This is a genomic window from Thiohalobacter thiocyanaticus (genome assembly GCF_002356355.1).
In the GTDB taxonomy this organism is placed as follows: domain Bacteria; phylum Pseudomonadota; class Gammaproteobacteria; order Thiohalobacterales; family Thiohalobacteraceae; genus Thiohalobacter; species Thiohalobacter thiocyanaticus_A.
Genome location: NZ_AP018052.1, coordinates 2,220,989 through 2,244,198, shown reverse-complemented (window position 1 = coordinate 2,244,198; position 23,210 = coordinate 2,220,989). Strand labels below are relative to the sequence as shown.

Sequence of the window (23,210 nt, the reverse complement as noted above, 5' to 3'; positions counted from 1 at the left end):
GCAGTACGAGATTGCCACGCTTCGTTTATGCCCTCTGGGTGCTCGCAATGACGCTAACTAAGTGCCATTCTAAGTCAGAGATCCCTTAATGATACTCTTATGGCAATTTCCAGGGTGCAATGCTATAAAATCTCCAAAAAGCCGCAATCCATGCCCCACGACGCACGCCCCAGATTTCTCAACCTGCTGCTGATCCGCCAGCCCATCGGCGCGGTGACCTCCATCCTGCACCGCCTGACTGGCGTGCTGCTGTTCCTGCTGCTGCCGCTTGCGGCCTGGCTGCTGGAACTGTCACTGCGCGATCCGGCGGGTTACGCGCGCGCCGCCGGCTGGCTCGAGGGCCCGGCCGGGCAGGCGGCACTGCTGGTTCTGGCCTGGATCGTCTTTCACCATCTGTTCGCCGGTATCCGCTTCCTGTTGCTGGACCTGGACCTGGGCATGGAACGGACATCGGCCCGGCGCATGGCCTGGGTGGCGACCCTGGCCGCGCCGCTGGCCGCGCTGCTGTTCGTCGGGGGGCTGCTGTGAGCCGTCAGGCACACGGCCTGCGGGCCTGGCTGCTGCAGCGCTTCACGGCCGCCTATATCGCCCTGTATATCCTGGTGACCGGGCTCTGGTTCCTGTGGCAGCCGCTGCACAGCCACGCCCAGTGGCAGGCCTGGCTGGCCGCGCCGCTGCCCAACCTGGCCACGGCCCTGTTCATCGCCACCCTGCTGATCCATGCCTGGGTCGGGGTGCGGGATGTGATCATGGACTATGTACGCCCTACCGGCGCGCGGGTGAGTCTGATGGCGCTGGTCGCGCTGGTGCTGGGCGGGACCGGGCTGTGGTCGCTGCGGGTTGTGTTTTCGGTGGTGGGACAATGAACCTTCCGGTGCGCAAATTCGATGCCCTGATCATCGGTGCCGGCGGCGGCGGTCTGCGGGCGGCGCTGCAGCTGTCCCGTGCCGAGGCCCATGTGGCGGTGGTGTCCAAGGTCTTTCCCACCCGCTCGCATACGGTGGCCGCCCAGGGCGGGGTCAATGCCGCGCTGGCCAATGTGCTGCCGGACAACTGGCACTGGCACATGTTCGATACCGTCAAGGGCAGCGACTACCTGGGCGACCAGGATGCCATCGAGTACATGTGCCGGGCCGCGCCGCGGGTGGTCTATGAACTGGACCACATGGGCGTGCCCTTCTCGCGCCTGGACAACGGCCGCATCTACCAGCGCGCCTTCGGCGGTCAGAGCCGCAACTTCGGCGGCGAGCAGGCCGCGCGCACCTGTGCCGCGGCCGACCGCACCGGCCACGCCATCCTGCATTCGCTGTATCAGCAGAACATCCGCGCCCGTACCCATTTCTTCGACGAATACTTCGCCCTCGACCTGATCCAGGACCCGGAGGAGGGTGCCGTGCTGGGCGCCGTGGCCGTGGACATCGCCACCGGCGAGCCCATCGTCATCGAGGCCAAGACCACGCTCCTGGCCACCGGCGGGGCCGGGCAGCTGTTCCGTACCAACACCAATGCCCTGATCAACACCGGCGACGGCATGGCCATGGCGCTGCGGGCCGGCATTCCGCTGCAGGACATGGAGTTCTTCCAGTTCCATCCCACCGGCATCGCCGGCAAGGGCATGCTGATTACCGAGGGCGCGCGCGGCGAGGGCGGCTACCTGCTCAACGGCGACGGCGAACGCTTCATGGAACGCTATGCACCCAGGGTGAAGGATCTGGCCAGCCGTGACGTGGTCAGCCGGGCCATCGCCACCGAGGTGCGCGAAGGCCGCGGCTGCGGCCCGGACCGGGACCATGTGCTGCTCAAGCTGGATCACCTGGGCGAGGAGGTGGTGGCCAAGCGTCTGCCCGGCATTCGCGATACGGTGAAGACCTTCCTGCACATCGACCCGGCGCACGAACCCATCCCGGTCTATCCCACCGCGCACTACACCATGGGCGGGATTCCGACCAACCGTACCGGCCAGGTGGTCGCCCCCGAACACCACGGGCCGGAGGAGCCGGTGCAGGGCCTGTACGCCGCCGGCGAATGCGCCTGCGTCTCGGTGCACGGCGCCAACCGCCTGGGCGGCAACTCGCTGCTGGACATCCTGGTGTTCGGCCGCGCCGCGGCCAACCACATCATCGAGTTCCTGGCCGAGCACCGCTACCACCGCCCGCTCAACCAGGACAGCGTGGACCGGGCGCTGGAGCGACTGGCCCGCTGGGACCGGCCGGCCGGAGGAGAGCGGGTCAGCAGCATTCGCAGCGAACTGCAGCGGACGATGGAGGATTACTGCGGTGTCTTCCGCACCGAGGAGGTGCTGCGCGAAGGGGTGGACCGGGTGCTGGCCCTGCAGGCGCGGCTGGCCGATGCCGGCATCGAGGATCACAGCAAGGTGTTCAACACCGCCCGCATCGAGGCGCTGGAACTGGAGAACCTGATGGATGTGGCGCTGGCCACCGTGTGCTCGGCGCTGGAGCGGCGCGAGAGCCGCGGCGCGCATTCGCGCATCGACTATCCCGAGCGCGACGACAACCAGTGGCTCAGGCATTCACTGTTCTACAAGCAGGAGCAGCGGGTGGACTTCAAACCGGTACGCATCAAACCGCTGAGCGTGGATACTTTCCCGCCCAAGGAGCGGGTGTATTGATGGGATACAAGACGCAGGGTACAGACGTGCACTGCGACGCGCGTCGGGTTACGCTTCGCTAACCCGACCTACACAGGCTGAAACCTCGACTCTCGGCGCTACATATGAAATTCTCGATCTACCGCTACAACCCGGACACCGACGGCAAACCCTGGATGCAGGACCTCGAACTCCCGGAGTCGGAGATCAGGCCCGGCATGATGCTGCTCGATGCCCTGCTGGCGCTGAAGGCGCAGGACGAAAGCCTCAGCTTCCGCCGCTCCTGTCAGGAGGGGGTGTGCGGCTCGGACGCCATGAACATCAACGGCCGCAACGGCCTGGCCTGCATCACGCCCCTCAAGGAACTCAGACAGCCGGTGACCCTGCGGCCGCTGCCGGGGATGCCGGTGGTGCGCGATCTGATCGTGGATCTGGAACCCTTCTACCAGCAGTACCGCGCGGCCAGACCCTGGCTGATCAACGAGGACCCCGAGCCGGAGGTGGAACGGCTGCAGAGCCCGGCCGAGCGCGAACGCCTGGACGGCCTGTACGAATGCATCCTCTGCGCCTGCTGTTCGACCTCCTGCCCGTCCTTCTGGTGGAACCCGGACAAGTTTCTGGGGCCGGCCGCGCTGCTGCAGTCCTGGCGCTTCCTCGCCGACAGCCGCGACCAGGCCACCGACGAGCGTCTGGATGCCCTGGAAGGACCGTTCAAGCTGTTCCGCTGCCACACCATCATGAACTGCGTGGAGGCCTGTCCCAAGGGGTTGAACCCCACCCGCGCCATCGGTCACATCAAGGAACTCATGCTGAAGAGGTCGCTCTAGTTTTCATGGCCACGGAATGTAGGATGGGTGGAGCGCAGCGCAACCCATCATCGTCCTCCCGGGCGATGGGTTACGGCGCACGGCGCCTCCACCCATTCTACGCAACGGTGAAATGATGACGGCATCCGACAACCGCCGCGCCCGCCTGCTGTGGCAATGCCGGCGCGGCATGCGCGAGTTGGACCTGATGCTGCTGGCCTATGTCGATTCCCGCTACCATGAACTGGATGCGGCCGGCGTGCAGCGACTGGAACAGTTGCTGGAGTATCCGGATCAGGTGCTGCTGGAAGTGCTCATGGGCCGACAGCCGCCGGCCGACCCGGCCCTGGCCGAACTGGCGCGGGCGATCCGCGCGGCGGCCGGGAGTCATGATGGTTGAAAACCTTCAACGCAGGGGCGTTTATGCCCGATGGGTACAAAGGCGCAGAGATCGCAAAAATTGCAAATTTATCGACAAACGTTGGTAGCCCTGATCATGTTTTCCCGTCATTCCGGCCCGCGCCGGAATGGCGGATAATCATTCTGATATCCACCTGCCTCAATAATCTCTGCGTCTCCGCGCCTCTGCGTTGAAGGATTTTGAATAACTCATATGCCCATCGAAATCGAACGCAAATTCCTGGTCACCTCCGACGCCTGGCGCGACGACGCCGATGCCGGCGTGCGCTACCGCCAGGGTTATCTGACCCGGGTGATCGGAGACACGGACGTCAAGGCCTCGGTGCGGGTGCGCACCGCCGGCGATCGGGCCTGGCTCAACATCAAGAGCGCCGAACTGGGGGTGTGGCGACTGGAATACGAATACGCCATCCCGCTGGCCGAGGCGGAGGAGATGCTGGACCGGCTTTCCCTGGGCCGGCTGGTGGAGAAGACCCGCTACCATGTCCCGGTGGCCGGGCATGTGTGGGAGGTGGATGTGTTCGAGGGCGACAACGCCGGACTGGTGGTGGCCGAGATCGAACTGCAGGCCGAGGACGAGGCCTTCGCACGGCCGGACTGGGCCGGGGCCGAGGTTTCCGACGATCCGCGTTATTACAATGTCTACCTGGCGGAGCACCCCTGGCCGAGTTGGGACTGACGGGTGATGATCCGCTGGCGCCTCCTGCTGCTGCTGACAGCGGTCCTGCTGACGCCGGCCTGCCAGTCGCCTGCTGAGGACGTCATCCGGCTCGGCATTGCCGGGCGGCCCGCCAACCTGGATCCGCTGCACGCCACCGACGCGGCGTCCGCGCGCGTCAACCGGCTGCTGTACCGCTCCCTGGTCGATTTCGACGCGCAGCAGCGGCCGGTGCCGGAACTGGCGCGCTGGGAGCGCCTGACGCCGACCCGTTACCGCTTTCATCTCGATCCTGAGCGCGCCCCCTTCCATGACGGCGCGCCCCTGACCGCCGCCGACGTGGTCGCGACCTACCGGGCGGTGCTGGATCCGGCCACCGGATCACCGCACCGCGGCCTGCTCAGTCTGATCGGGCAGGTCAGCGCCGTCGACGCCGACACGGTCGAGTTTCTGCTGAATCGCGCCGACCGGCTGTTCCCCGGTTATCTGGTCATCGGCATCGTGCCGGCCCGCCTGCTGGCGCAGGGGCATGACTTTCAGCGTGCACCGATCGGCAGCGGCCCCCTGGAACTGATCGAGCGGGGCGGCGACGGCCAGCTGCGGCTGCGCCGGCGCAGTGATGGCCAGCAGCTTGCCGTCCAGCAGGTGAAGGACCCGACGGTGCGGGTGCTCAAGCTGCAGCGCGGTGAACTGGACATCATCCAGAACGATCTGCCGGCCGAACTGATCGGCTACCTGGACGGCCGCGAGGATATCCGGATCGAACGCCATCGCGGCGCAAATTTCAGTTATATCGGGTTCAATCTCGAGGATGCGCAGACCGGCGACCCGCGCCTGCGCCGGGCCGTGGCCCACGCCATCGACCGCGCCGCCATCATCGAGCATCTGCTGGCTGGTGCGGCGCGGCCGGCCGGGGCGCTGCTGCCGCCCGGGCACTGGGCCGGGCACCCGGAACTGGACGGGGTGGACTACGATCCGGATCGGGCCCGGGCCTTGCTGAGCGAACTCGGCTACGGCCCGCAGCGGCTGCTGGAGCTCAGTTACAAGACCTCGAGCGATCCGCTGCGGCTGCGCATCGCCACCGTGTTCCAGGACCAGCTGGCCCGCGTCGGCATCCGGCTCAGACTGCAGAGCTACGACTGGGGCACCTTCTACGGCGACATCAAGGCCGGGCGCTTTCAGCTCTACAGCCTGATGTGGGTGGGCATCAAGACCCCGGACATCTTCCGTCACGTGTTCCACAGCGCCTCGCTCCCGCCCGGCGGCGCCAACCGCGGCCGCTATCGGGATGCGCAGACCGATGCCTGGATCGAGGCGGCCGAGGCGGCGCAGACACAGACCGAGCAGGTCACGTATTATCGACGCATCCAGGCGCGGTTGCTGGAGACCCTGCCGTATGTCCCGCTGTGGTACGAGGATCATGTCTACGCCGCGCGGGCGGATATCCGGGGTTACCGCCTCAACCTGCACGGCAATTACGACGGGCTGCTCGAGGTGCAGCGCAGATGACACAGACGCCGCCGCGACGCTACCTGCGGGTCACGCTGGACGATCAGCGCCTGCAGCTGATCGAGCAGGGTGAGCCCCAACTGGAATATCCGGTCTCGACCGGTGCGGCCGGGCCGGGCGAGCGCGACGGCAGCGGCTGTACCCCGCGCGGCTGGCACCGCATCCGCATCCGCATCGGGGCCGACTGCCCGCTCAATACCGTGTTCGTCGGCCGCCGGCCGACCGGCGAGATCTACAGCCCCGAACTGGCCGCCAGCGCACCGGGACGGGACTGGATCCTGACCCGCATCCTGTGGCTGACCGGCCTGGAGCCCGGCTGCAACCGCGGCGGGGCGGTCGACACCCTGCGCCGCTACATCTACATCCACGGCTGCCCGGACAGCGAGCCCATGGGCGTGCCGGCCTCGCACGGCTGCATCCGCATGCGCAATGCCGATCTGCTGGAACTGTTCGAACAGGTGGAGACGGGGTTGCCGGTACTGATCCGGTAGGATGGGTGGAGCGCAGCGCAACCCATCGTTGCATGATTTGGTGTGGCGGGTTAAGGCGCCCGGCGTCTTCACCCATCCTACAACGCTAATCCAGTAGGATGGGTGGAGCCAAGCGCAACCCATCGTCACGAGACTGACCCGATGGGTTACGGCGCTATGCGCCTCCACCCATCCTACGCGTAGGTCGGGTTAGCCCGCGGGGCGTAACCCGACAAAATACCGCGGTTGTGTCGGGTTACGCTGCGCTGACCCGAGCTACAGGTCTGCAATGAAACCAAGCCATATCATCGTCAGGCAAGACATATGCTCGCTGAACTGACCCGTCGCCTGCTCAGCACCGCCGTCGTGGTGCTGGGCGTGGTGGTGCTGGTGTTCCTGCTGATCCATCTCATCCCCGGCGACCCGGTGGACGTGATGCTGGGCGAGGCCGCCACGGCGGCTGACCGCGAGGCGCTGCGCCACCAGCTGGGACTGGACCGGCCGCTGACGGCGCAGCTGGGCGACTACCTGGGCGGCCTGGCCCGGGGGGATCTGGGGCAGTCGCTGCAGCAGCGCCGGCCGATCGGCGAACTGCTGGCCGAACGCATTCCCGCCACCCTGGAACTGGCGCTGGCCGCACTGGCCTTCACCCTGGTGCTGGCACTGCCGCTGGGGCTGCTGGCGGCGGTGCGCCGCAACAGCGGCTGGGACCGCGGCGCGATGGCCTTCTCGCTGCTGGGGGTGTCCATCCCCAACTTCTGGCTGGGGCCGCTGCTGATCCTGCTGTTCGCGGTCGGGCTGGGCTGGCTGCCGGTCAGCGGCCGCGACGCGCCCGGCGCGCTGATCCTGCCGGCGCTGACCCTGGGCCTGTCGCTGGCGGCGGTGCTGTCGCGCATGGTGCGCAGCAGCGTGCTGGAGGTGCTGGGCGAGGATTTCATCCGCAGCGCCTATGCCCGCGGTCTGTCCACGCGCCAGGTGCTGACCCGCCACGCCCTGCCCAATGCGCTGCTGCCGGTGATCACGGTGCTGGGCCTGCAGCTGGGCACCCTGCTGGCCGGCGCGGTGATCACCGAGGTGGTGTTCGGCTGGCCCGGCCTGGGCTCGCTGACCATCGAGGCCATCCAGGGCCGCGACTATCCCCTGGTGCAGGCCTGCGTCCTGCTCATCAGTTTGAGCTATGTGCTGGTCAACATGCTGACCGATCTGCTCTACGCCGGGATCGATCCGCGCATCCGGCTGGGGGCGGACTGATGATGCGCCGGCTTCCCTTGCTCATCCTGCTGCTGTGGGCGCTGGCCGCGCTGCTGGCCGGGGTGGGCGCGCTCGAGCCCGACCGCATCCGGCTGGAACTGATCCTGGCCCCGCCCTGGGAGGCCGGCGGCCTGGGCTACGACGACCTGGGCCGCCCGCTGCTGGACCGGGTGATCGCCGGTGCCCGCACCTCCTTCTGGGTGGCGCTGTGGGTGGTGAGCCTGTCGGCCGTGACCGGTACCCTGATCGGCAGCGTCAGCGGCTACCTGGGGGGCTGGACGGACCGGATGATCGTCCATGTGATCGACATCTTTCTCGCCTTCCCGGGAATCCTGCTGGCCATCGCGCTTGCCGGTATACTGGGGCCGGGGATCGGCAATGTGGTCATCGCCCTCAGCCTGGTCGGCTGGGTGGGTTTCGCCCGCCTGGCCCGGGCCCAGGTGTTGTCACTGAAGCAGCGCGAGCACGTCAGCGCAGCGATTGCCCTGGGCAGCCGCCGGCGCCGGATCATCCTGCGCCACCTGATCCCGCTGCTGAGCGCGCCCCTGATCGTGGAGGCGACCTTCGGCGTGGCCTCCATCGTGATCGCCGAGGCCGGGCTGTCGTTCCTGGGGCTGGGGGTGCAACCGCCGGCGGCCTCCTGGGGCAGCATGATCCGCGACGGCACCCGCTACCTGCTGGTCGCACCGCACATGGTGCTGGTGCCCGGCACGGCCATGCTGCTGGTAGTCCTGGCGGTGAACCTGCTGGGCGATCGGCTGCGCGATCGGATGGATGTGCGGCTGCGTTGACATAATGACCACGGACATAAACGGAACTATTGCGTAGGATGGGTGAAGGCGCAAAGCGCCGTAACCCATCATGTCCTGCCGCACCGCGATGGGTTACGCTTCGCTTCACCCATCCTACGCCCCGCTATGAACAATTAAGGAAACAACCACCATGTCACTGGGACCGGTCATGCTGGACATCGAGGGTCTGCGGCCCACCGCCGCGGAGCGCGAACTGCTGTGCCGGCCCGAGGTCGGCGGGGTGATTCTGTTCAGCCGCAACTACACTTCGCCCGACCAGCTGCAGGAACTCATCGACGAACTGCACGGTCTGCGTGACCCGCGGCTGCTCATCGCCGTGGACCAGGAAGGCGGGCGGGTGCAGCGCTTCCGCGACGGTTTCACCCGGCTGCCGCCGGTGGCTGAACTGGGCCGGGTCTATGACGAGGACCGCGCCCGTGCCCTTGCGCTGGCCGAGACCACCGGCTGGCTGATGGCCAGCGAACTGCGCGCCATGGGCGTGGACCTGAGCTTCGCGCCGGTGCTGGACATCGACCGCCGCCGCAGTTCGGTGATCGGCGACCGCGCCTTCCACCGCCGACCGGAGGCGGTGGCGGAACTGGCCCACGCCTACCAGAAGGGCATGCAGAGCGCGGGCATGGCGGCGGTGGGCAAGCACTACCCGGGCCACGGCGGGGTGGAGGCCGACTCCCATCTGGACCTGCCGGTGGACGAGCGCGAACTGGCCGATCTGGAACTGGAGGATCTGCTGCCCTTCGAGCGCTTGATTCATCAGGGCCTGGCCGGGATCATGGTTGCCCATGTGCTGTATCCCCGGATCGATGCCGACCTGGCCGGCTTCTCGGCTTTCTGGCTGCAGGATTACCTGCGCCGGCAGTTGCGCTTTCAGGGGGTGATCTTCAGCGATGATCTCGGCATGGCCGCCGCCGAGCGCGCCGGCGACATGGTGGCGCGGGCCCGCAGTGCGCTGAATGCCGGTTGCGACATGATCCTGGTCTGCAATCGCCCGCGGGAGGCGCGGGCCGTGGTCGAGGCGCTGGAGGGCTACGAGAACCCGGCCTCGCAGGCGCGGCTGATCCGGCTGCACGGCCGCCGGGCGCTGACACCGGAGGAACTGCGCCGCGAGCGGCGCTGGCGCGAGGCGGTGGCCGCAGTGCAGGGCTATGACAGCGAGCCGCTGTTGGATATGGATCTGGAATAACGTAATTAATTTCTCGTCATTGCGAGCGAAGCGTGGCAATCTCTGGCCGCACAGATCCCTTGTTCCGAGATCGCCGCAGCGCATTGCGCCACGCAATGGCGGGGTCGTCTGAAACGCCGTGAGACAACACAATCCGCATGGAAAACTTCATCGAACACATCAGGCCGCTGTATGCCTGGAGCACCGAAAACACCTGGATCTACCAGGTATTCATCATCGTCTTCGTCTCGCTGCTGCTGAGCTATATCGCCGGCAAGCTGCTCGACCGTCTGTATGCGCGGTTTCAGAAGACCCGCAACACCTGGGACGATGCGCTGGCCGAGTCGGCGCGCAAGCCGGTGCGGGTGCTGATCTGGATCATCGGCATCGCCTTCGCCGCCGAGATCATCCACGCCAAGACGGATACCCCCATCTTCACCGCCGTGGACCCGATACGCGACGTCGGCGTGATCGCGGTCATGGCCTGGTTCCTGCTGCGCCTGATCAACAACGTCCAGAAGAATGTGCTGCAGCAGCACGCGAGCGACGACAAGCCCTACGACCGCACCACCCTGGATGCCATCGGCAAGCTGCTGCGCGCCACCGTCATCATCACCGCCTTTCTGGTGGTGCTGCAGACGCTGGGGTTCAGCATCTCCGGCGTGCTGGCCTTCGGCGGTATCGGCGGCATCGCGGTGGGCTTCGCTGCCAAGGACATGCTGGCCAATTTCTTCGGTGCCATGCTGGTCTACCTGGACCGCCCCTTCAATGTCGGCGACTGGATCCGCTCGCCGGACCGCGAGATCGAGGGCGTCGTGGAGGACATCGGCTGGCGCATCACCACCATCCGCACCTTCGACAAGCGGCCGCTGTACGTGCCCAACTCGGTCTTCACCAGCATCATCGTGGAGAACCCGCGGCGCATGAGTCACCGCCGCATCTTCGAGACCATCGGCATCCGCTATGACGACATGGACAAGATGCATGCCATCACCGACGAGGTGCGGGAGATGCTGCAGACGCATGAAGAGATTGATGACTCCCAGACCCTGATGGTCTACTTCAACGCCTTCAATGCCTCGTCCATCGACTTCATGGTCTACACCTTCACCCATACCACGGTCTGGACCGAGTTCCACCGCATCAAACACGAGATCCTGTTGAAGATCGCCGATATCATCGCCAGCCACGGCGCCGAGATCGCCTACCCGACCCGTACCCTGCATGTGCCGGAGCGGCTGCTGCTGGGACGTGATGATGAAGGGGATGCGCCCGACGAAGATGCGGCCCCGGCCCCGGCGGGCGGTCAGTGAGCCGGCGCCGCCCGCGCATCGGCCTGGCCCTGGGCGGCGGCGCGGCGCGCGGCTGGGCGCATATCGGTGTCATCCAGTACCTGAAGGACGAAGGCATCGATGTGGATGTGATCTGCGGCACCTCCATCGGTTCCATCGTCGGCGGTGCCGAGGCCGCCGGCCAGCTCGATACCCTGCGCGAGTGGCTGGAGCAGCTGGAATGGCAGGACATCATCCGCTACCTGGACGTGACCTTCACCGGCGGCCTGCTCCAGGGCACCAAGCTGATGGACTTCTTCCGCGAGCGGTTGCAGGACGCCGAGATCGATAAACTGGATCGCCCGTTCGCGGCCGTGGCCACGGAACTGTCCAACGGCCAGGAGGTATGGCTGCAATCCGGATCGCTGATGGACGCCATGCGCGCCTCCATCGCGCTGCCGGGCCTGTTCACGCCGGTGGAACGGGACGGCCGCTGGCTGGTCGATGGCGGCCTGGTCAACCCGGTGCCGGTGTCGCTGTGCCGGGCGCTGGGCGCCGAGCGCATCATCGCGGTGGATCTGAACTCCGATATCCTCGGCCGGCGTACCGGCAAGCCACCCCGCTCGCTGCCCGCCGAAGAGGACGAGTCGGCGCAGAAGGCCTGGGGCAAGATGTTACGCAAGGGCGACTGGCAGGGCATGTTCCAGACCCTGTTTCATGCGCCCATGGAGCAGTGGAAAAGCTATTTCCAGCGCGAGGCGAGTGCGCCGCCGTCGCTGGTCGACGTACTGGCACAAAGTGTTTACATTATGCAGGTGCGCATCACCCGCGCGCGCATGGCCGGGGATCCGCCTGACGTGCTGCTGACCCCGCGGCTGTCCCAGATCCGGTTGCTGGAGTTCCACCGTGCGACCGAGGCCATCGAGGAAGGCTACAAGGTCGCCAGACGGGCCGGCGACCAGATCAAGCGGCTCCTGGAATGATAAAAACCGTAGGATGGGTGAAGCGAAGCGCAACCCATCGTCGTTCGATATCCGATGGGTTGCGGCGCCCGGCGCCTCCACCCATCCTACCCGGGATACAACCCGAAGCCCCAGAATCAAAAGCTGACCAATGACCGATATCACCCCCACCGAAGCCCGCCAGGTGCTGGAACGCGCCGAATGCGTGCACAGCGCCGAGGTCGTGCAGGACAGCCTGGACAGCATGGCCACCGCCATCACCGAACGCATGCAGGATGCCAACCCCCTGGTGATCAGCGTCATGACCGGCGCCATCGTGCTGGCCGGGCAGTTGCTGCCGCGGCTGCACTTCCCCCTGCAGCTGGATTATGTCCACGCCACCCGCTACCGCGGCCGCACCAAGGGCGGGGAACTGTACTGGATCAACCGCCCCAACTTCCCGCTCAAGGGCCGCACCGTGCTGATCCTGGACGACATCCTGGACGAGGGCCTCACCCTGGAGGCGATCAAGGACTTCTGCCTGCAGGAAGGGGCCGCGACGGTCTACAGCGCGGTGCTGGTGCGCAAGCGCCATGACCGCTGCGTGGACGGGGTCGAGGCGGATTTCACCGGGCTGCAGGTCGAGGACCGCTATGTCTTCGGCTGCGGCATGGACTATCACGGTTATCACCGCAATCTGCCGGCGATCTACGCCGTGGATGAATAAGGCAACAAGGAACCTCACTTCATGGCAAAACTGGCAATCATCGGCGGCAGCGGACTGGACAAGCTCAAGAACCTGGAGATCGAGCGGCGCGAGGTGCTGCAGACGCCCTACGGCGAGCCGTCCGGGCCGCTCACCCACGGCCGCATCAGCGGCACCCAGGTGGTGTTCCTGCCGCGTCACGGCTCGGGCCACACCATCCCGCCGCACAAGGTCAATTACCGCGCCAACATCTGGGCGCTGCATCACATCGGCATCCAGGACATCATCGCCGTGGCCGCCGTGGGCGGCATCACCCGCGGCATGGCGCCGGCGACCCTGGCCTTCCCGGATCAGATCATCGACTACACCTGGGGCCGGGAGAACACCTTCTTCGACGACGATGACAGCGCCGTCACGCATATCGACTTCACCTATCCCTACTGCATCGAGCTGCGCCGCAAGCTGATCGAGACCACGCGCCGCGAGGGCATCACCGCCATCGAGCGCGGCACCTACGGCGCCACCCAGGGCCCGCGCCTGGAGACCGCCGCCGAGATCGACCGGCTGGAGCGCGACGGCTGCGACATGGTCGGCATGACCGGCATGCCCGAGGCCGCCCTGGCGGCGGAGAAGGGCATGTGCTATGCCTCCTGTGCCGTCGTGGCCAACTGGGCCGCCGGCCGCGGCGAAGGCGACGGCCACATCACCATGGAGGAGATCGAGGTGCATCTGAAGAACGCCATGACCAAGGTGCGCGGCCTGCTGGAGGCGGTGATTCCCGCGCTGTAGTGGATTGTCTATCATGTAGGTCGGGTTAGCGTAGCGTAACCCGACAGTCCGCGGCATGTTGGGTTACGGTGCTGCGCACCTAACCCAACCTACGTGCTGGATGCGGGAATGACGACGTCTTAAAGCATATAGGTCGGGTTAGCGCAGCGTAACCCGACATGATCGCGATATTCTGTCGGGTTACGCCCTGTCGGGCTAACCCGGCCTACGTCGACTGCAAGGAGGTTATTCATGCTCAACCCCGGCGACACCGCCCCCGACTTCAGTCTGGAGGAGACCGACGGCGAACAGGTCCAGCTGTCCGGATTCAAGGGCGAGAAGAATGTCGTGATCTATTTCTACCCCAAGGACGACACCCCCGGCTGCACCGTCGAGGCGCAGGACTTCACCGCCCTGCAGGAGCAGTTCGACGCCGCCGACACGGTGGTGCTCGGCATCAGCCGCGACGACTGCGGCAGCCATGCCGCCTTCCGCGACAAATACGGCCTGACCGTGAAGCTGCTGTCCGATCCCGATGCCAGCGTGTGCGAGCAGTACGGCGTCTGGCAGGAAAAGGCCAAGGGCGGCGAGAAGAAGATGGGCATCGTGCGCTCGACCTTCATCGTCGACCAGGCCGGTACCGTGCGCCACGCCCTGTACGGCGTATCCGCCGAAGGCCATGCGCAGGAGGTGCTGGAGAAGATCAAGGCACTGTAGGCCACGTCCATGACCCGCGAGCTTTCCGATCCCGCCAGCAAGCTGGTGGTGCGCAACGCCCGGCTCGGCGACGTGCCGGCCATCGCCGAGCTGTCCGAGCGCGTCTACACCGGCACCGGCCTGCACGGCTATGCCGAGGGCGCGGTGCGCGGCCAGATCAACCATTTCCCCGAGGGCCAGTTCGTCATCCTGGTCGATGACAAGGTGGTGGGTTACTGCGCGACCTTCCGGGTGAAGGAGGCGGTCGGGCTCAAGCGTCACACCTGGGGCGAGATCACCGGCAACGGCCACGCCTCACGCCACGACCCGGACGGCGACTGGCTCTACGGCATGGAGGTCTGCGTCGATCCCGACTACCGCGGCTACCGACTCGGCCAGCGCCTGTACAACGCGCGCAAGCAGCTGTGCCAGCGGCTGGGCCTGAAGGGCATCGTCTTCGCCGGGCGGCTGCCCACCCTGGCCAAACGCCTGAAAAAATTCGGCTCAGTCGAGGCCTATGTCGAGGCGATCCGGGAGCGCCAGGCACGCGACCCGGTGCTGTCGTTCCAGCTGCGCAACGGCTTCGAGGTCATCGACATCATTCCGGGCTATCTGACCGCCGACCACCAGTCCATGGGCTACGGCATCCACCTGCGCTGGCAGAACCCCAAGGTGGCCACCAACGAGGAGGTCAAAACCAGCAAGGACTACGGCGGCCGCCTGCCCGACAGCATCCGCGTGGGCACGGTGCAGTACATGCAGCGCCGGGTGCTGTCCTTCGACGAATTCCTGAAGATGGTGGCCTATTTCGTCGATGTGGTGGCCGACTACTCCGGCGACTTCGTGGTCTTCCCCGAGATGTTCACCCTGCAGCTGCTGTCCATCGAGGACCAGCAGCTCTCACCGGCCGAGTCCATCGAGGCCCTGACCAAGTACACCCCGCGCCTGATCGAGGCCCTGCGCGACATGGCGCTGCGCTACAACATCAACATCATCGGCGGCTCGCACCCCACCCGGGTCGAATCCGGCCGGGTGGAGAACATCTCCTACGTGTTCCTGCGCGACGGCACCGTGCACGAGCAGCCCAAGATCCATCCCACCCCCAACGAGGTCTACTGGTGGAACATCGAGGGCGGCAGCACCCTGCACGCCATCGACACCGACTGCGGCCCCATCGGCGTGCTGATCTGCTACGACGCCGAGTTCCCCGAACTGGCGCGTTACCTCACCGACCAGGGCATCCGCATCCTGTTCGTCCCCTTCTGCACCGACGAGCGCCAGAGCTACCTGCGGGTGCGCTACTGCTGCCAGGCCCGCGCGGTGGAGAACCAGCTATATGTCGTCATGTCCGGCAATGTCGGCAACCTGCCCAATGTCGCCAATATGGACATCCAGTATGCCCAGAGCTGCATCCTCACCCCCTGCGACTTCCCCTTCGCCCGCGACGGCATCGCCGCCGACACCACCCCGAATGTCGAGACCGTCGCGATCGCCGACCTGCGCCCCGAGACCCTGACCATGGCCCGCAACAACGGCACGGTGAAGAATTTGCGCGACCGCCGGCACGACCTGTACCGGCTGCAGTGGCTGGGGAAGTAGGGGTGGAATTGGCGTATCACAAACTCAATAATCCTTATCTCACTGATATATAAGCGGATAATCCGGCTTGATATGTACACTATTTGTGCATACGATTAAATCATGGACTATGAGTGGGATCCACGGAAGGCTGCCCATAACCTCAGCAAGCATGGCGTCGATTTCGCCGATGCAGTGGTTGCGCTCGAAGATGAGAATGCGCTGACGATTGAGGATCGGGATAGCGGCGAACTGAGGTTCAAGACCCTGGGAATGGGGCCGTACCTGAAAGTCCTATATGTGGTGCATGCCGAGCGTGGGAATAATCGCATACGCATCATATCTGCCCGGCGTGCAACCAGACGTGAAATCAGACAGTACTATCAAGGTCTCGATCACCATGGCTGAAGATTTTTCCAAAGCGAAGCGCGGACCGGTCGTCAAATCCGATCCAAACAAGGTTCGGATCACAATACGGCTCGATACGGATATTGTCGAACATTTCAAGAACCGGGTGCATGCAAGTGGTGGTGGAAATTATCAGACGCTGATTAACAATGCCTTGAGGGAATATATACAGGCGCACGATAAGGAACTTGAAAGCATCTTGCGTAAAATAATACGGGAAGAATTGAAGCGCGCTGTGTAATCAAAACCATATTGCCATAACCTTCGCTCACAGTCCTGCCTTTCGCTGAATCTGAGTATCAGAAGTTCCGCTGTCGGCACTTAGCGGACTTTGAAGATACCACGTCATTGCGAGGAGCAAAGCGACGTGGCAATCTCCCAAAGATACAGCTAAATCATCATCGTTAAGGATGACGAAATGGAAAAAAGCCCGCTGTGTATATCCTGTGCAACCGGCCGCATGGCACATTATATATTGGTGTCACCAGCAATCTTCCAAAACGGATCTGGCAACATAGAAGCAAGACAGTCAGAGGATTTACTGCAAAATACAATGTAACGCGACTGATCTGGTTTGAGCTTTTTGAAACAATGGACCTGGCCATTGAAAGAGAGAAGCAGCTGAAGGGCAGGCCGAGAAAAGCGAAGGTTGCGTTGATAGAGGATGGAAACCCGGTATGGCGGGATCTTTTCGAGGAAATTTGTGGCTGAAGGAGATTGCCACGTCGCTTCGCTCCTCGCAATGACGGGTAATCAGAGACCGCTTCTGGTCGGTAACGGACCATCACTCGGCGGGTTGGCTGTCTGTCGGGATTAAAGGGGGATTAAAGGGGTCGGTGATTAAAGTGATTAAAGGGGTCGGTGACAAACCGCAATCGTTCTCATTTGTCATCGACCCCTTTTACTGCTTTTACTGTGTGACAAAATATTGATATGGTTTTCTGGTATGTGACTTGCTGAGAATATGAAGATGCACCCCTGTAAACCCTTTAATAACAGGGGGTCGACATGAGGATTTATGATGGGTTTTTTTTATCCGAGAGTTTTTGCGTGCTGCTGTGTAGTATTTTGTTTTCCACTAATTGCGTCAGCAAGTGCGATACGTATAGAAGCCACATACATCTATATTGATGGTTCATACATGGATATCCATGCAACTGTTTCCGATGCCTATAATTTTGTTATAGGTTGGAATAATGAAGCTACGGGTTTAAGCTTTAGTGGAATTGGCGGTATTGCCTATGATGCGTCTTCAGATATTAGTTACGATATAGCATTATCTGATGGCGCTTTGGAATTGTATAATACTTCTAATATTGATTTTGGGGATTATGGCGATGAAGTTAAATATGAATTAACAGATTATGAATCTTTTGCATACCCGAAGTGGTTTGAATGGAAAAGAGGTTCGTTTTCTAGTTTTTTAATAACAGGAAACATAGGAGGAGTTCGTACTATACCGTCTCCTATTGACGGGGGAGCTGGCTTGTCGGTTTCATCAATACCGCTTCCAGCAACAGTCTGGCTATTTTTCTCAGGTTTGCTTGGGTTTTTTGGTGTGGCTAGGCGCAAGAAAGCTGCATAAGTATTTAGCAGTAGTATTCTTAAAAGCGGCTCCCTCGGGCTAGGCGTTACACAAAGGTGTTGCTCGCAATGCAATCTAGATTCCCGGAAATCTCCGTTTACATAGTTATAACTTATTGATTATTAAATCAATCGAACTATTCGTTAAAACTTAGTAGGAGTCTTGACGTTATATACTTAGAAATGTACTATACTATGTACACATCTACGTATTCTATTCTGTATGCGAGAGAGGCAATGAGCGTACAAAAGATTCTTGCTGATGAGACGGTGTCAATCACCGAGTTTCGCAAAAGACCTCAGGCGTACTTCACTGATCATGCAATTGCCGTGTTATCCAACAATCGCACGGCAGGTTATATTCTCGGCGCCGAGGTCTATGAAACACTGCTGAGTGTCTTACAGCAAAGTCAGCAATTCGATTCATTCGAGGGGCGTTTCCGGCCAACTGCTGCGCGGTTGAGAGAAATCGCGGAACAAGGGGAAAAACTACTGGAACAAGCCAGTGAAGAAGATTTAGGCTCCTTCTCTGAGTGATGCGGGTTTTCAAGAGTCGGCTGCTTCAGAGGCAACTCAGTCAGTCTGAATTGAATCAACTTGTAGCTGATTTCAAGCAGTACAAGGAAACGGGTATCCCTGCGAGTTATTTTGGTCGGGATATCCCATACGATCATCCGCACACTCTGCCTTCCGTTCGCAGCGAGCAAATTATGCATTTGCATCTGGCGGAAGAAACTCGACAATGGACCAAGCAACAACCGCAGTACAATCGCACCAGCGATCATCACTTGGTCTACTGTCAGGGATTCTTTGACCTTAATTGTTTTTTATTGATGGCGATCCTGAGGCCGGACGCGCATCACCAGGCGCGCGATAACACCATCATGCGTAATCTCGCTACTATGGCTGCGAAATTTCGCGCGGAATTCTAAATCTCCTGCGACACCTCTTCAATCGGGTGGGTTTCCCAAAGATGGGGCCCGAAATTCGCGCACGCCGGAAGATTTCTTCCCCAAAAGAAAGCCCCTATAACCCATTTAGATTATAGGGGGATTAAATCAAAAACCGCTTAGACGAGCAACACCTTTGTGTAACGCCTAGACCCTCGGGAGCCGTTTTTTTTGGCAGAATATCCGCTCCTGGTCGGCTGCGGACATTACTCTGTAGGGGAGGAGTCCGGAGTTTCTTCGGTTTTGTCTTCTGATGCTTCTGTTGCCTCAACCGGCGTGATCCGTGCGATCACCCCCAACCGCGGATGGTCCAGGTAGTGCAGTTCGTTGCTGCGCATGCGGCGTGACTGCTGCAGGCGGATGGGTTGGTAGACGATGCCGCCGTCCTCACCGTACGGACTGCTGTCCGCTGACGGACCCAGGCGTTCCTGATAGACCAGGTCCGCTACCAGGTGCAGGTAGCGTGAGCGGTAGACCATGAGGGTGCCTTCCAGCAGCTGCATTTCTCCCCTGAAGGCGGATTCGGATGCCAGGCCGGAAGGCGCTGTGACGGTGCCGGGTGCGCGCAGAGGGTGGCTTTCCGGGTACACCGGCAGGGCGCTGCCGAGGGGGATGTTGATGCGCACGGGCAGGGCGGCATTACGCTCCCAGCCCGGCTGGCGCCAGGCGAAGTGGAGCAGGGGACGATACTGTCTGGAACGCGCCAGGGCGCCGGTGATGGCATCGAGCCGGTAGGCCTTGCGCGGCAGCGGCTGCAGTGCCGGGGTGTGGTCGAAGTACCAGGCCGAGGCGAGGTCGGGGCCGGATTGCAGCGCCGGCCAGTATTCCTCGCCGGTGTCCGGGTCCAGGCTGGCGTAGACGATGATTTCCACGTCGTACTGGTCAGCGGCCGGCACAGCGGCGCTCATCAGCAGGGCAAGGGTGGCCAGGAACAGGCGACGCAGTAACATAAATAAGCCTCTGGTTTAATCGTCATTGCGAGGCGCGGAGCGCCGCGGCAATCCTCAACTGTTTTCAGGTGTGTTACGAGATTGCCGCGCTTCGCTCGCAATGACGGGACTATCAGGATTCAGTTGGCCTTTTTCAGGCGGCCTCGGGGCTGATCTCGTTCAGCAGCCGGGCCACGGTCTCCAGCCGGGTCTCGGCGTCCGGCATGTCCAGGGTGAAGCGCAGCTTCTCCACCCCGTCCAGACGGTAGTTCGCCGGTGCGGTCTGCACCAGCTGCACGATGCGGGCGGCATCGACCTGCGGCTGTTCGGTGAATTCGAAGCGGCCGGCGGTCTCGCCGGCGTCGATCTTGCGGATGCCCAGCGGCAGCGCCCTGAGCTTGAGCCGGGTGATGGCGAACAGGTTCTTCACCTGCGGCGGCAGCAGCCCGAAGCGGTCGATCAGCTCCACCTGCAGTTCGCGCAGTTCGTCCTCGCTACGGCAGTTGGCGATGCGCTTGTACAGGATCAGGCGGCCGTGCACGTCCGGTACATAGTCGTCCGGGATCAGGGCGGGGATGCGCAGGTCGATCTCGGCGCCATGTTCCAGCGGCCGTTCCAGCTGCGGTTCCTTGCCGGCCTTGAGGCTTGCCACGGCGCGTTCCAGCAACTCGGTGTAGAGGCTGAAACCGATCTCCTGGATCTGGCCGCTCTGCTCGTCGCCCAGCAGTTCGCCGGCGCCGCGGATCTCCAGGTCGTGGGTGGAGAGCGAGAAGCCCGCGCCCAGTTCCTCCAGTGAGGCGATGGCCTCCAGGCGCTTGACCGCGTCGGCGGTCATGGCGCGCGCCGGCGGCGTGACCAGGTAGGCATAGGCGCGGTGGTGCGAGCGGCCGACGCGGCCGCGCAGCTGGTGCAGCTGGGCCAGGCCCAGCTTGTCGGCGCGGTTGATGATGATGGTGTTGGCGGTGGGGACGTCGATGCCGCTCTCGATGATGGTGGTGCATACCAGCAGGTTGAAGCGCCGGTGGTAGAAGTCCAGCATCACCTGTTCCAGTTCGCGCTCGCGCATCTGGCCGTGGCCGATGGCGATGCCGGCCTCGGGCACCAGTTCGGCCAGTTCGCGGGCGACCTTGTCGATGGTCTCCACCTGGTTGTGCAGAAAATAGACCTGGCCGCCGCGTTTGATCTCGCGCAGGCAGGCCTCGCGAATGGTCTGGTCGTTCCACTCGCCGACGAAGGTCTTCACCGCCAGGCGCTGGGCCGGCGGGGTGGCGATGATGGACAGGTCGCGCAGTCCCGACAGGGACATGTTCAGCGTACGCGGGATCGGCGTGGCGGTCAGCGTGAGCATGTCCACCTCGGCGCGCAGGGCCTTGAGGCGTTCCTTCTGGCGCACGCCGAAGCGGTGCTCCTCGTCCACGATGACCAGCCCGAGCTGCTTGAACTTCACATTCTCCTGCAGCAGCTTGTGGGTGCCGATGACGATGTCGACCTTGCCGTCACTGAGTTGCTGCAGGATCGTCTCCTGCTGCTTGCCGGAGCGGAAGCGCGACAACGCCTCGATGCGGATGGGCCAGTCGGCCATACGGTCGCGGAAGTTCTCGTAGTGCTGCTGCGCGAGCAGGGTGGTGGGCACCAGCAGGGCGACCTGCTGGCCGCTGGTGGCGGCGACGAAGGCCGCGCGCATGGCGACCTCGGTCTTGCCGAAGCCGACGTCGCCGCACACCACCCGGTCCATCGGCTGCGGGGCGGCCATGTCGGCCAGCACCGCTTCGATGGCCTGCTCCTGGTCCGGGGTCTCCTCGAACGGGAAGGCGGCGGCGAACTGGCGGTACTCGTCGCTGTGGATGTCGAAGCTGTGGCCCTGGCGGGCGGCACGGCGGGCATAGATGTCGAGCAGTTCGGCGGCCACGTCGCGCGCCTTCTCGGCGGCCTTGCGTTTGGCTTTGGCCCAGTGATCGGTGCCCAGCTTGTGCAGCGGCGCGGTCTCGGGCGAACTGCCGGTGTAGCGGCTGATCAGGTGCAGCGAGTTGACCGGCACATACAGCTTGTCGCCACCGGCGTACTCCAGGGTGAGGAACTCGTTCTCCAGGCCGCCGGCGGTGAGCTTCTGCAGGCCGAGATAGCGGCCCACGCCCAGCTCCTCGTGCACCACCGGCGCGCCGACGGCGAGATCGGTGAGATCGCGGATGATGGCCTCGGGGTCGCGCGCCGGTTTGCGCCGGCTGATCTGGCTGGCGCGCCGGCCCAGCAGCTGGGTCTCGGTGAGCAGGGCCAGCGTGCCGTCCTCCAGCCGCAGGCCCTGCTCCAGCGGCGCCACGGCGATGGCCAATCGCGCGTCACTGTCCAGGAAGGCCTGCCAGCCTTCCACGGGCGTCGGGCGCAGACCGTTGTCGCGCAGGCTGTCGAGCAGATGCTCGCGGCGGCCGGCGGACTCGGCGGTGATCAGCACCCGGCCCGGGTGCTGATCGAGGAACTGCATGAGTTGTTCGGCCGGCTGCGTCGCGCGCGGCTTGAGCGAGACATCGGGCAGGCCGCAGGTGGCGAAATTGACGATTTCCGCGGCACCTTCGTCGAAGCGCAGAATCTCCACCCGGCGGCTGGCGGCCAGGTGCCGCTCCAGTTCATCCAGTCCCAGGTAGAGTTGATCCGGCGCCAGCACCGGGCGTTCGAGGTCGTGCCGGTACTGGTCGTGCCGGGCCTCGAGTTGCTGCCAGAAGTCCTGCGCGGCGGCGTCGCAGCCGGGCAGCTGCAGGAACAGGCAGTCGGCGGGCAGGTAGTCCAGCAGGCTGGCGGTCTGCTCGAAGAACAGCGGCAGATAGTACTCGATGCCGTTGGGGCTGATGCCCTGGCTGACGTCGCGGTAGACGGCGCTGCGCTGCGGATCGCCCTCGAACCGGGCCCGCCAGGCCTGGCGGAAACGGCTGACGGCATCGGGATCGAAGGGGAACTCGCGCGCCGGCAGCAGATGGATGGCCTCGACCTTTTCGATCGAACGCTGGCTGTCGGGATCGAAGGTGCGGATGCTCTCGACCTCGTCGTCGAACAGATCCAGACGGTAGGGCAGTTCGCTGCCCATGGGGTAGATGTCCAGCAGCGAGCCGCGCACCGCGAACTCGCCGTGTTCCATGACCTGGGCGACACAGGTATAGCCGGCCTGCTCGAAGCGCGCCCGCATGGCCTCCACGTCCAGCCGCTCGCCGACCTTCACCGACAGGCCGCGGCCCTGGATGTAGCTCAGCGGTGCGACCCGCTGCATCAGGGTGGAGACCGGCAGGATCAGCACGCCCTGATGGAAATCCGGCAGCCGGTACAGGGTCTCGATACGCTGGGAGATGATGTCCTGGTGCGGCGAGAAGGCGTCGTAGGGCAGGGTCTCCCAGTCGGGGAAACTGAGCCGTTCCAGGTCGCCGCCGCTGAACCAGCCGAGTTGGCCCTGCAGTTGCTCCAGCTGCGGCATGTCGGGGGTGACCAGGACCACCGGGCCGGCGTAGTCGCGCGCCGCGGCGGCCAGCGCCAGCGCCAGGCTGTCGCCGAACAGCCGGCCCCAGCGCAGGCACGCGCCAGCCTCCGGCAGGGGCGGATGGCGGGGGTCGAACGGCTTGTCCGGCGCCGGCGCCGGGGCGGTGTTCCGGTTCATGCGGGGGGAATTGTCCCATAAACGCGGGCGCGGGTCATGGTTGTGAAGA

The 23,210-nt window shown here is 63.8% G+C and carries 25 protein-coding genes; 23 read left to right on the top strand and 2 right to left on the bottom strand.

Going from position 1 to position 23,210, the window contains the following annotated elements:
- Positions 1-150 precede the first annotated feature (150 nt).
- The 23 genes from sdhC to CFK21_RS10340 all read left to right on the top strand — a co-directional run bounded on the left by sdhC (position 151) and on the right by CFK21_RS10340 (position 18,577).
- Entirely contained in the window at positions 151-528 is a 378-nt protein-coding gene (gene sdhC / locus CFK21_RS10445) for a succinate dehydrogenase, cytochrome b556 subunit (RefSeq protein ID WP_096366598.1), read from the top strand.
- Complete coding sequence (gene sdhD / locus CFK21_RS10440) at positions 525-866, top strand: succinate dehydrogenase, hydrophobic membrane anchor protein (RefSeq protein ID WP_157745609.1); 342 nt, start codon at positions 525-527, stop codon at positions 864-866. Before sdhC ends, sdhD begins: the two co-directional genes overlap by 4 nt.
- Positions 863-2,629: a succinate dehydrogenase flavoprotein subunit gene (gene sdhA / locus CFK21_RS10435; RefSeq protein WP_096366596.1), complete on the top strand. Its 1,767-nt coding sequence runs from the start codon at positions 863-865 to the stop codon at positions 2,627-2,629. The genes sdhD and sdhA overlap by 4 nt, the downstream gene beginning before the upstream one ends.
- A 104-nt stretch (positions 2,630-2,733) precedes the next feature.
- Entirely contained in the window at positions 2,734-3,435 is a 702-nt protein-coding gene (locus tag CFK21_RS10430) for a succinate dehydrogenase iron-sulfur subunit (RefSeq protein WP_096366595.1), read from the top strand.
- 112 nt (positions 3,436-3,547) lie between these two features.
- Positions 3,548-3,814 carry an FAD assembly factor SdhE gene (locus tag CFK21_RS10425; protein ID WP_369801201.1) on the top strand — a complete coding sequence of 89 codons (267 nt, stop codon included), beginning with the start codon at positions 3,548-3,550 and terminating at the stop codon, positions 3,812-3,814.
- A gap of 213 nt (positions 3,815-4,027) precedes the next feature.
- Positions 4,028-4,513, top strand: a complete 486-nt coding sequence (locus CFK21_RS10420; protein WP_096366594.1) for a CYTH domain-containing protein — start codon at positions 4,028-4,030, stop codon at positions 4,511-4,513.
- Between the two features lie 6 nt (positions 4,514-4,519).
- Positions 4,520-6,001, top strand: a complete 1,482-nt coding sequence (locus CFK21_RS10415) for an ABC transporter substrate-binding protein (RefSeq protein ID WP_172844293.1) — start codon at positions 4,520-4,522, stop codon at positions 5,999-6,001.
- Positions 5,998-6,492 carry a L,D-transpeptidase gene (locus CFK21_RS10410; protein WP_096366593.1) on the top strand — a complete coding sequence of 165 codons (495 nt, stop codon included), beginning with the start codon at positions 5,998-6,000 and terminating at the stop codon, positions 6,490-6,492. Before CFK21_RS10415 ends, CFK21_RS10410 begins: the two co-directional genes overlap by 4 nt.
- Positions 6,493-6,795: 303 nt before the next feature.
- On the top strand, positions 6,796-7,722 hold the full coding sequence (nikB, locus tag CFK21_RS10405; protein ID WP_096366592.1) for a nickel ABC transporter permease: 927 nt from the start codon (positions 6,796-6,798) through the stop codon (positions 7,720-7,722).
- Positions 7,723-7,724: 2 nt separating this feature from the next.
- A complete protein-coding gene (locus tag CFK21_RS10400) occupies positions 7,725-8,513 on the top strand; it encodes an ABC transporter permease (RefSeq protein ID WP_096367585.1) in 789 nt (262 codons plus the stop codon).
- 151 nt (positions 8,514-8,664) lie between these two features.
- Positions 8,665-9,714 (top strand): beta-N-acetylhexosaminidase, encoded by a 1,050-nt coding sequence (nagZ, locus tag CFK21_RS10395; RefSeq protein ID WP_096366591.1) that lies wholly within the window; start codon positions 8,665-8,667, stop codon positions 9,712-9,714.
- Positions 9,715-9,851: 137 nt separating this feature from the next.
- On the top strand, positions 9,852-11,006 hold the full coding sequence (locus CFK21_RS10390) for a mechanosensitive ion channel family protein (protein ID WP_172844292.1): 1,155 nt from the start codon (positions 9,852-9,854) through the stop codon (positions 11,004-11,006).
- On the top strand, positions 11,003-11,947 hold the full coding sequence (rssA, locus tag CFK21_RS10385) for a patatin-like phospholipase RssA (RefSeq protein ID WP_096366590.1): 945 nt from the start codon (positions 11,003-11,005) through the stop codon (positions 11,945-11,947). Before CFK21_RS10390 ends, rssA begins: the two co-directional genes overlap by 4 nt.
- Positions 11,948-12,077: 130 nt before the next feature.
- Positions 12,078-12,632, top strand: coding sequence for a hypoxanthine-guanine phosphoribosyltransferase (locus tag CFK21_RS10380; protein ID WP_096366589.1), 555 nt, complete (start codon positions 12,078-12,080; stop codon positions 12,630-12,632).
- A 21-nt stretch (positions 12,633-12,653) separates the two neighbouring features.
- Complete coding sequence (locus tag CFK21_RS10375) at positions 12,654-13,400, top strand: S-methyl-5'-thioinosine phosphorylase (protein ID WP_096366588.1); 747 nt, start codon at positions 12,654-12,656, stop codon at positions 13,398-13,400.
- 231 nt (positions 13,401-13,631) lie between these two features.
- The gene (locus CFK21_RS10370; protein WP_096366587.1) at positions 13,632-14,096 is read left to right on the top strand and encodes a peroxiredoxin; all 465 of its coding nucleotides are present in this window, start codon (positions 13,632-13,634) and stop codon (positions 14,094-14,096) included.
- 9 nt (positions 14,097-14,105) lie between these two features.
- Positions 14,106-15,674, top strand: a complete 1,569-nt coding sequence (locus CFK21_RS10365) for a bifunctional GNAT family N-acetyltransferase/carbon-nitrogen hydrolase family protein (protein WP_096366586.1) — start codon at positions 14,106-14,108, stop codon at positions 15,672-15,674.
- A gap of 102 nt (positions 15,675-15,776) precedes the next feature.
- A complete protein-coding gene (locus tag CFK21_RS10360) occupies positions 15,777-16,061 on the top strand; it encodes a BrnT family toxin (protein WP_096366585.1) in 285 nt (94 codons plus the stop codon).
- Positions 16,054-16,302 carry a BrnA antitoxin family protein gene (locus CFK21_RS10355; protein WP_096366584.1) on the top strand — a complete coding sequence of 83 codons (249 nt, stop codon included), beginning with the start codon at positions 16,054-16,056 and terminating at the stop codon, positions 16,300-16,302. Before CFK21_RS10360 ends, CFK21_RS10355 begins: the two co-directional genes overlap by 8 nt.
- Positions 16,303-16,496: 194 nt before the next feature.
- A complete protein-coding gene (locus tag CFK21_RS10350) occupies positions 16,497-16,772 on the top strand; it encodes a GIY-YIG nuclease family protein (protein ID WP_096366583.1) in 276 nt (91 codons plus the stop codon).
- Between the two features lie 430 nt (positions 16,773-17,202).
- Entirely contained in the window at positions 17,203-17,646 is a 444-nt protein-coding gene (locus tag CFK21_RS15255) for a VPLPA-CTERM sorting domain-containing protein (protein ID WP_157745607.1), read from the top strand.
- Positions 17,647-17,882: 236 nt separating this feature from the next.
- Entirely contained in the window at positions 17,883-18,182 is a 300-nt protein-coding gene (gene yafN, locus CFK21_RS10345) for a type I toxin-antitoxin system antitoxin YafN (RefSeq protein ID WP_096367583.1), read from the top strand.
- 50 nt (positions 18,183-18,232) lie between these two features.
- Positions 18,233-18,577, top strand: a complete 345-nt coding sequence (locus tag CFK21_RS10340) for a type II toxin-antitoxin system YafO family toxin (RefSeq protein WP_231971499.1) — start codon at positions 18,233-18,235, stop codon at positions 18,575-18,577.
- 224 nt (positions 18,578-18,801) lie between these two features.
- Here the strand turns inward: CFK21_RS10340 and CFK21_RS10335 are convergent, their stop codons facing one another.
- Positions 18,802-19,545 (bottom strand): CsiV family protein, encoded by a 744-nt coding sequence (locus CFK21_RS10335; RefSeq protein WP_096366581.1) that lies wholly within the window; start codon positions 19,543-19,545, stop codon positions 18,802-18,804.
- Positions 19,546-19,678: 133 nt separating this feature from the next.
- Positions 19,679-23,161 carry a transcription-repair coupling factor gene (gene mfd / locus CFK21_RS10330; protein WP_096366580.1) on the bottom strand — a complete coding sequence of 1,161 codons (3,483 nt, stop codon included), beginning with the start codon at positions 23,159-23,161 and terminating at the stop codon, positions 19,679-19,681.
- Positions 23,162-23,210: the final 49 nt, after the last annotated feature.

Coding starts and splice junctions, on each gene's coding strand:
- sdhC (WP_096366598.1), top strand. CDS start 151: ATGCCCCACGACGCACGCCCCAGATTTCTCAACCTGCTGCTGATCCGC.
- sdhA (WP_096366596.1), top strand. CDS start 863: ATGAACCTTCCGGTGCGCAAATTCGATGCCCTGATCATCGGTGCCGGC.
- CFK21_RS10430 (WP_096366595.1), top strand. CDS start 2,734: ATGAAATTCTCGATCTACCGCTACAACCCGGACACCGACGGCAAACCC.
- CFK21_RS10425 (WP_369801201.1), top strand. CDS start 3,548: ATGATGACGGCATCCGACAACCGCCGCGCCCGCCTGCTGTGGCAATGC.
- CFK21_RS10420 (WP_096366594.1), top strand. CDS start 4,028: ATGCCCATCGAAATCGAACGCAAATTCCTGGTCACCTCCGACGCCTGG.
- CFK21_RS10415 (WP_172844293.1), top strand. CDS start 4,520: ATGATCCGCTGGCGCCTCCTGCTGCTGCTGACAGCGGTCCTGCTGACG.
- CFK21_RS10410 (WP_096366593.1), top strand. CDS start 5,998: ATGACACAGACGCCGCCGCGACGCTACCTGCGGGTCACGCTGGACGAT.
- nikB (WP_096366592.1), top strand. CDS start 6,796: ATGCTCGCTGAACTGACCCGTCGCCTGCTCAGCACCGCCGTCGTGGTG.
- CFK21_RS10400 (WP_096367585.1), top strand. CDS start 7,725: ATGCGCCGGCTTCCCTTGCTCATCCTGCTGCTGTGGGCGCTGGCCGCG.
- nagZ (WP_096366591.1), top strand. CDS start 8,665: ATGTCACTGGGACCGGTCATGCTGGACATCGAGGGTCTGCGGCCCACC.
- CFK21_RS10390 (WP_172844292.1), top strand. CDS start 9,852: ATGGAAAACTTCATCGAACACATCAGGCCGCTGTATGCCTGGAGCACC.
- CFK21_RS10380 (WP_096366589.1), top strand. CDS start 12,078: ATGACCGATATCACCCCCACCGAAGCCCGCCAGGTGCTGGAACGCGCC.
- CFK21_RS10375 (WP_096366588.1), top strand. CDS start 12,654: ATGGCAAAACTGGCAATCATCGGCGGCAGCGGACTGGACAAGCTCAAG.
- CFK21_RS10370 (WP_096366587.1), top strand. CDS start 13,632: ATGCTCAACCCCGGCGACACCGCCCCCGACTTCAGTCTGGAGGAGACC.
- CFK21_RS10365 (WP_096366586.1), top strand. CDS start 14,106: ATGACCCGCGAGCTTTCCGATCCCGCCAGCAAGCTGGTGGTGCGCAAC.
- CFK21_RS10360 (WP_096366585.1), top strand. CDS start 15,777: ATGGACTATGAGTGGGATCCACGGAAGGCTGCCCATAACCTCAGCAAG.
- CFK21_RS10355 (WP_096366584.1), top strand. CDS start 16,054: ATGGCTGAAGATTTTTCCAAAGCGAAGCGCGGACCGGTCGTCAAATCC.
- CFK21_RS15255 (WP_157745607.1), top strand. CDS start 17,203: ATGGATATCCATGCAACTGTTTCCGATGCCTATAATTTTGTTATAGGT.
- yafN (WP_096367583.1), top strand. CDS start 17,883: ATGAGCGTACAAAAGATTCTTGCTGATGAGACGGTGTCAATCACCGAG.
- CFK21_RS10335 (WP_096366581.1), bottom strand. CDS start 19,545: ATGTTACTGCGTCGCCTGTTCCTGGCCACCCTTGCCCTGCTGATGAGC.
- mfd (WP_096366580.1), bottom strand. CDS start 23,161: ATGAACCGGAACACCGCCCCGGCGCCGGCGCCGGACAAGCCGTTCGAC.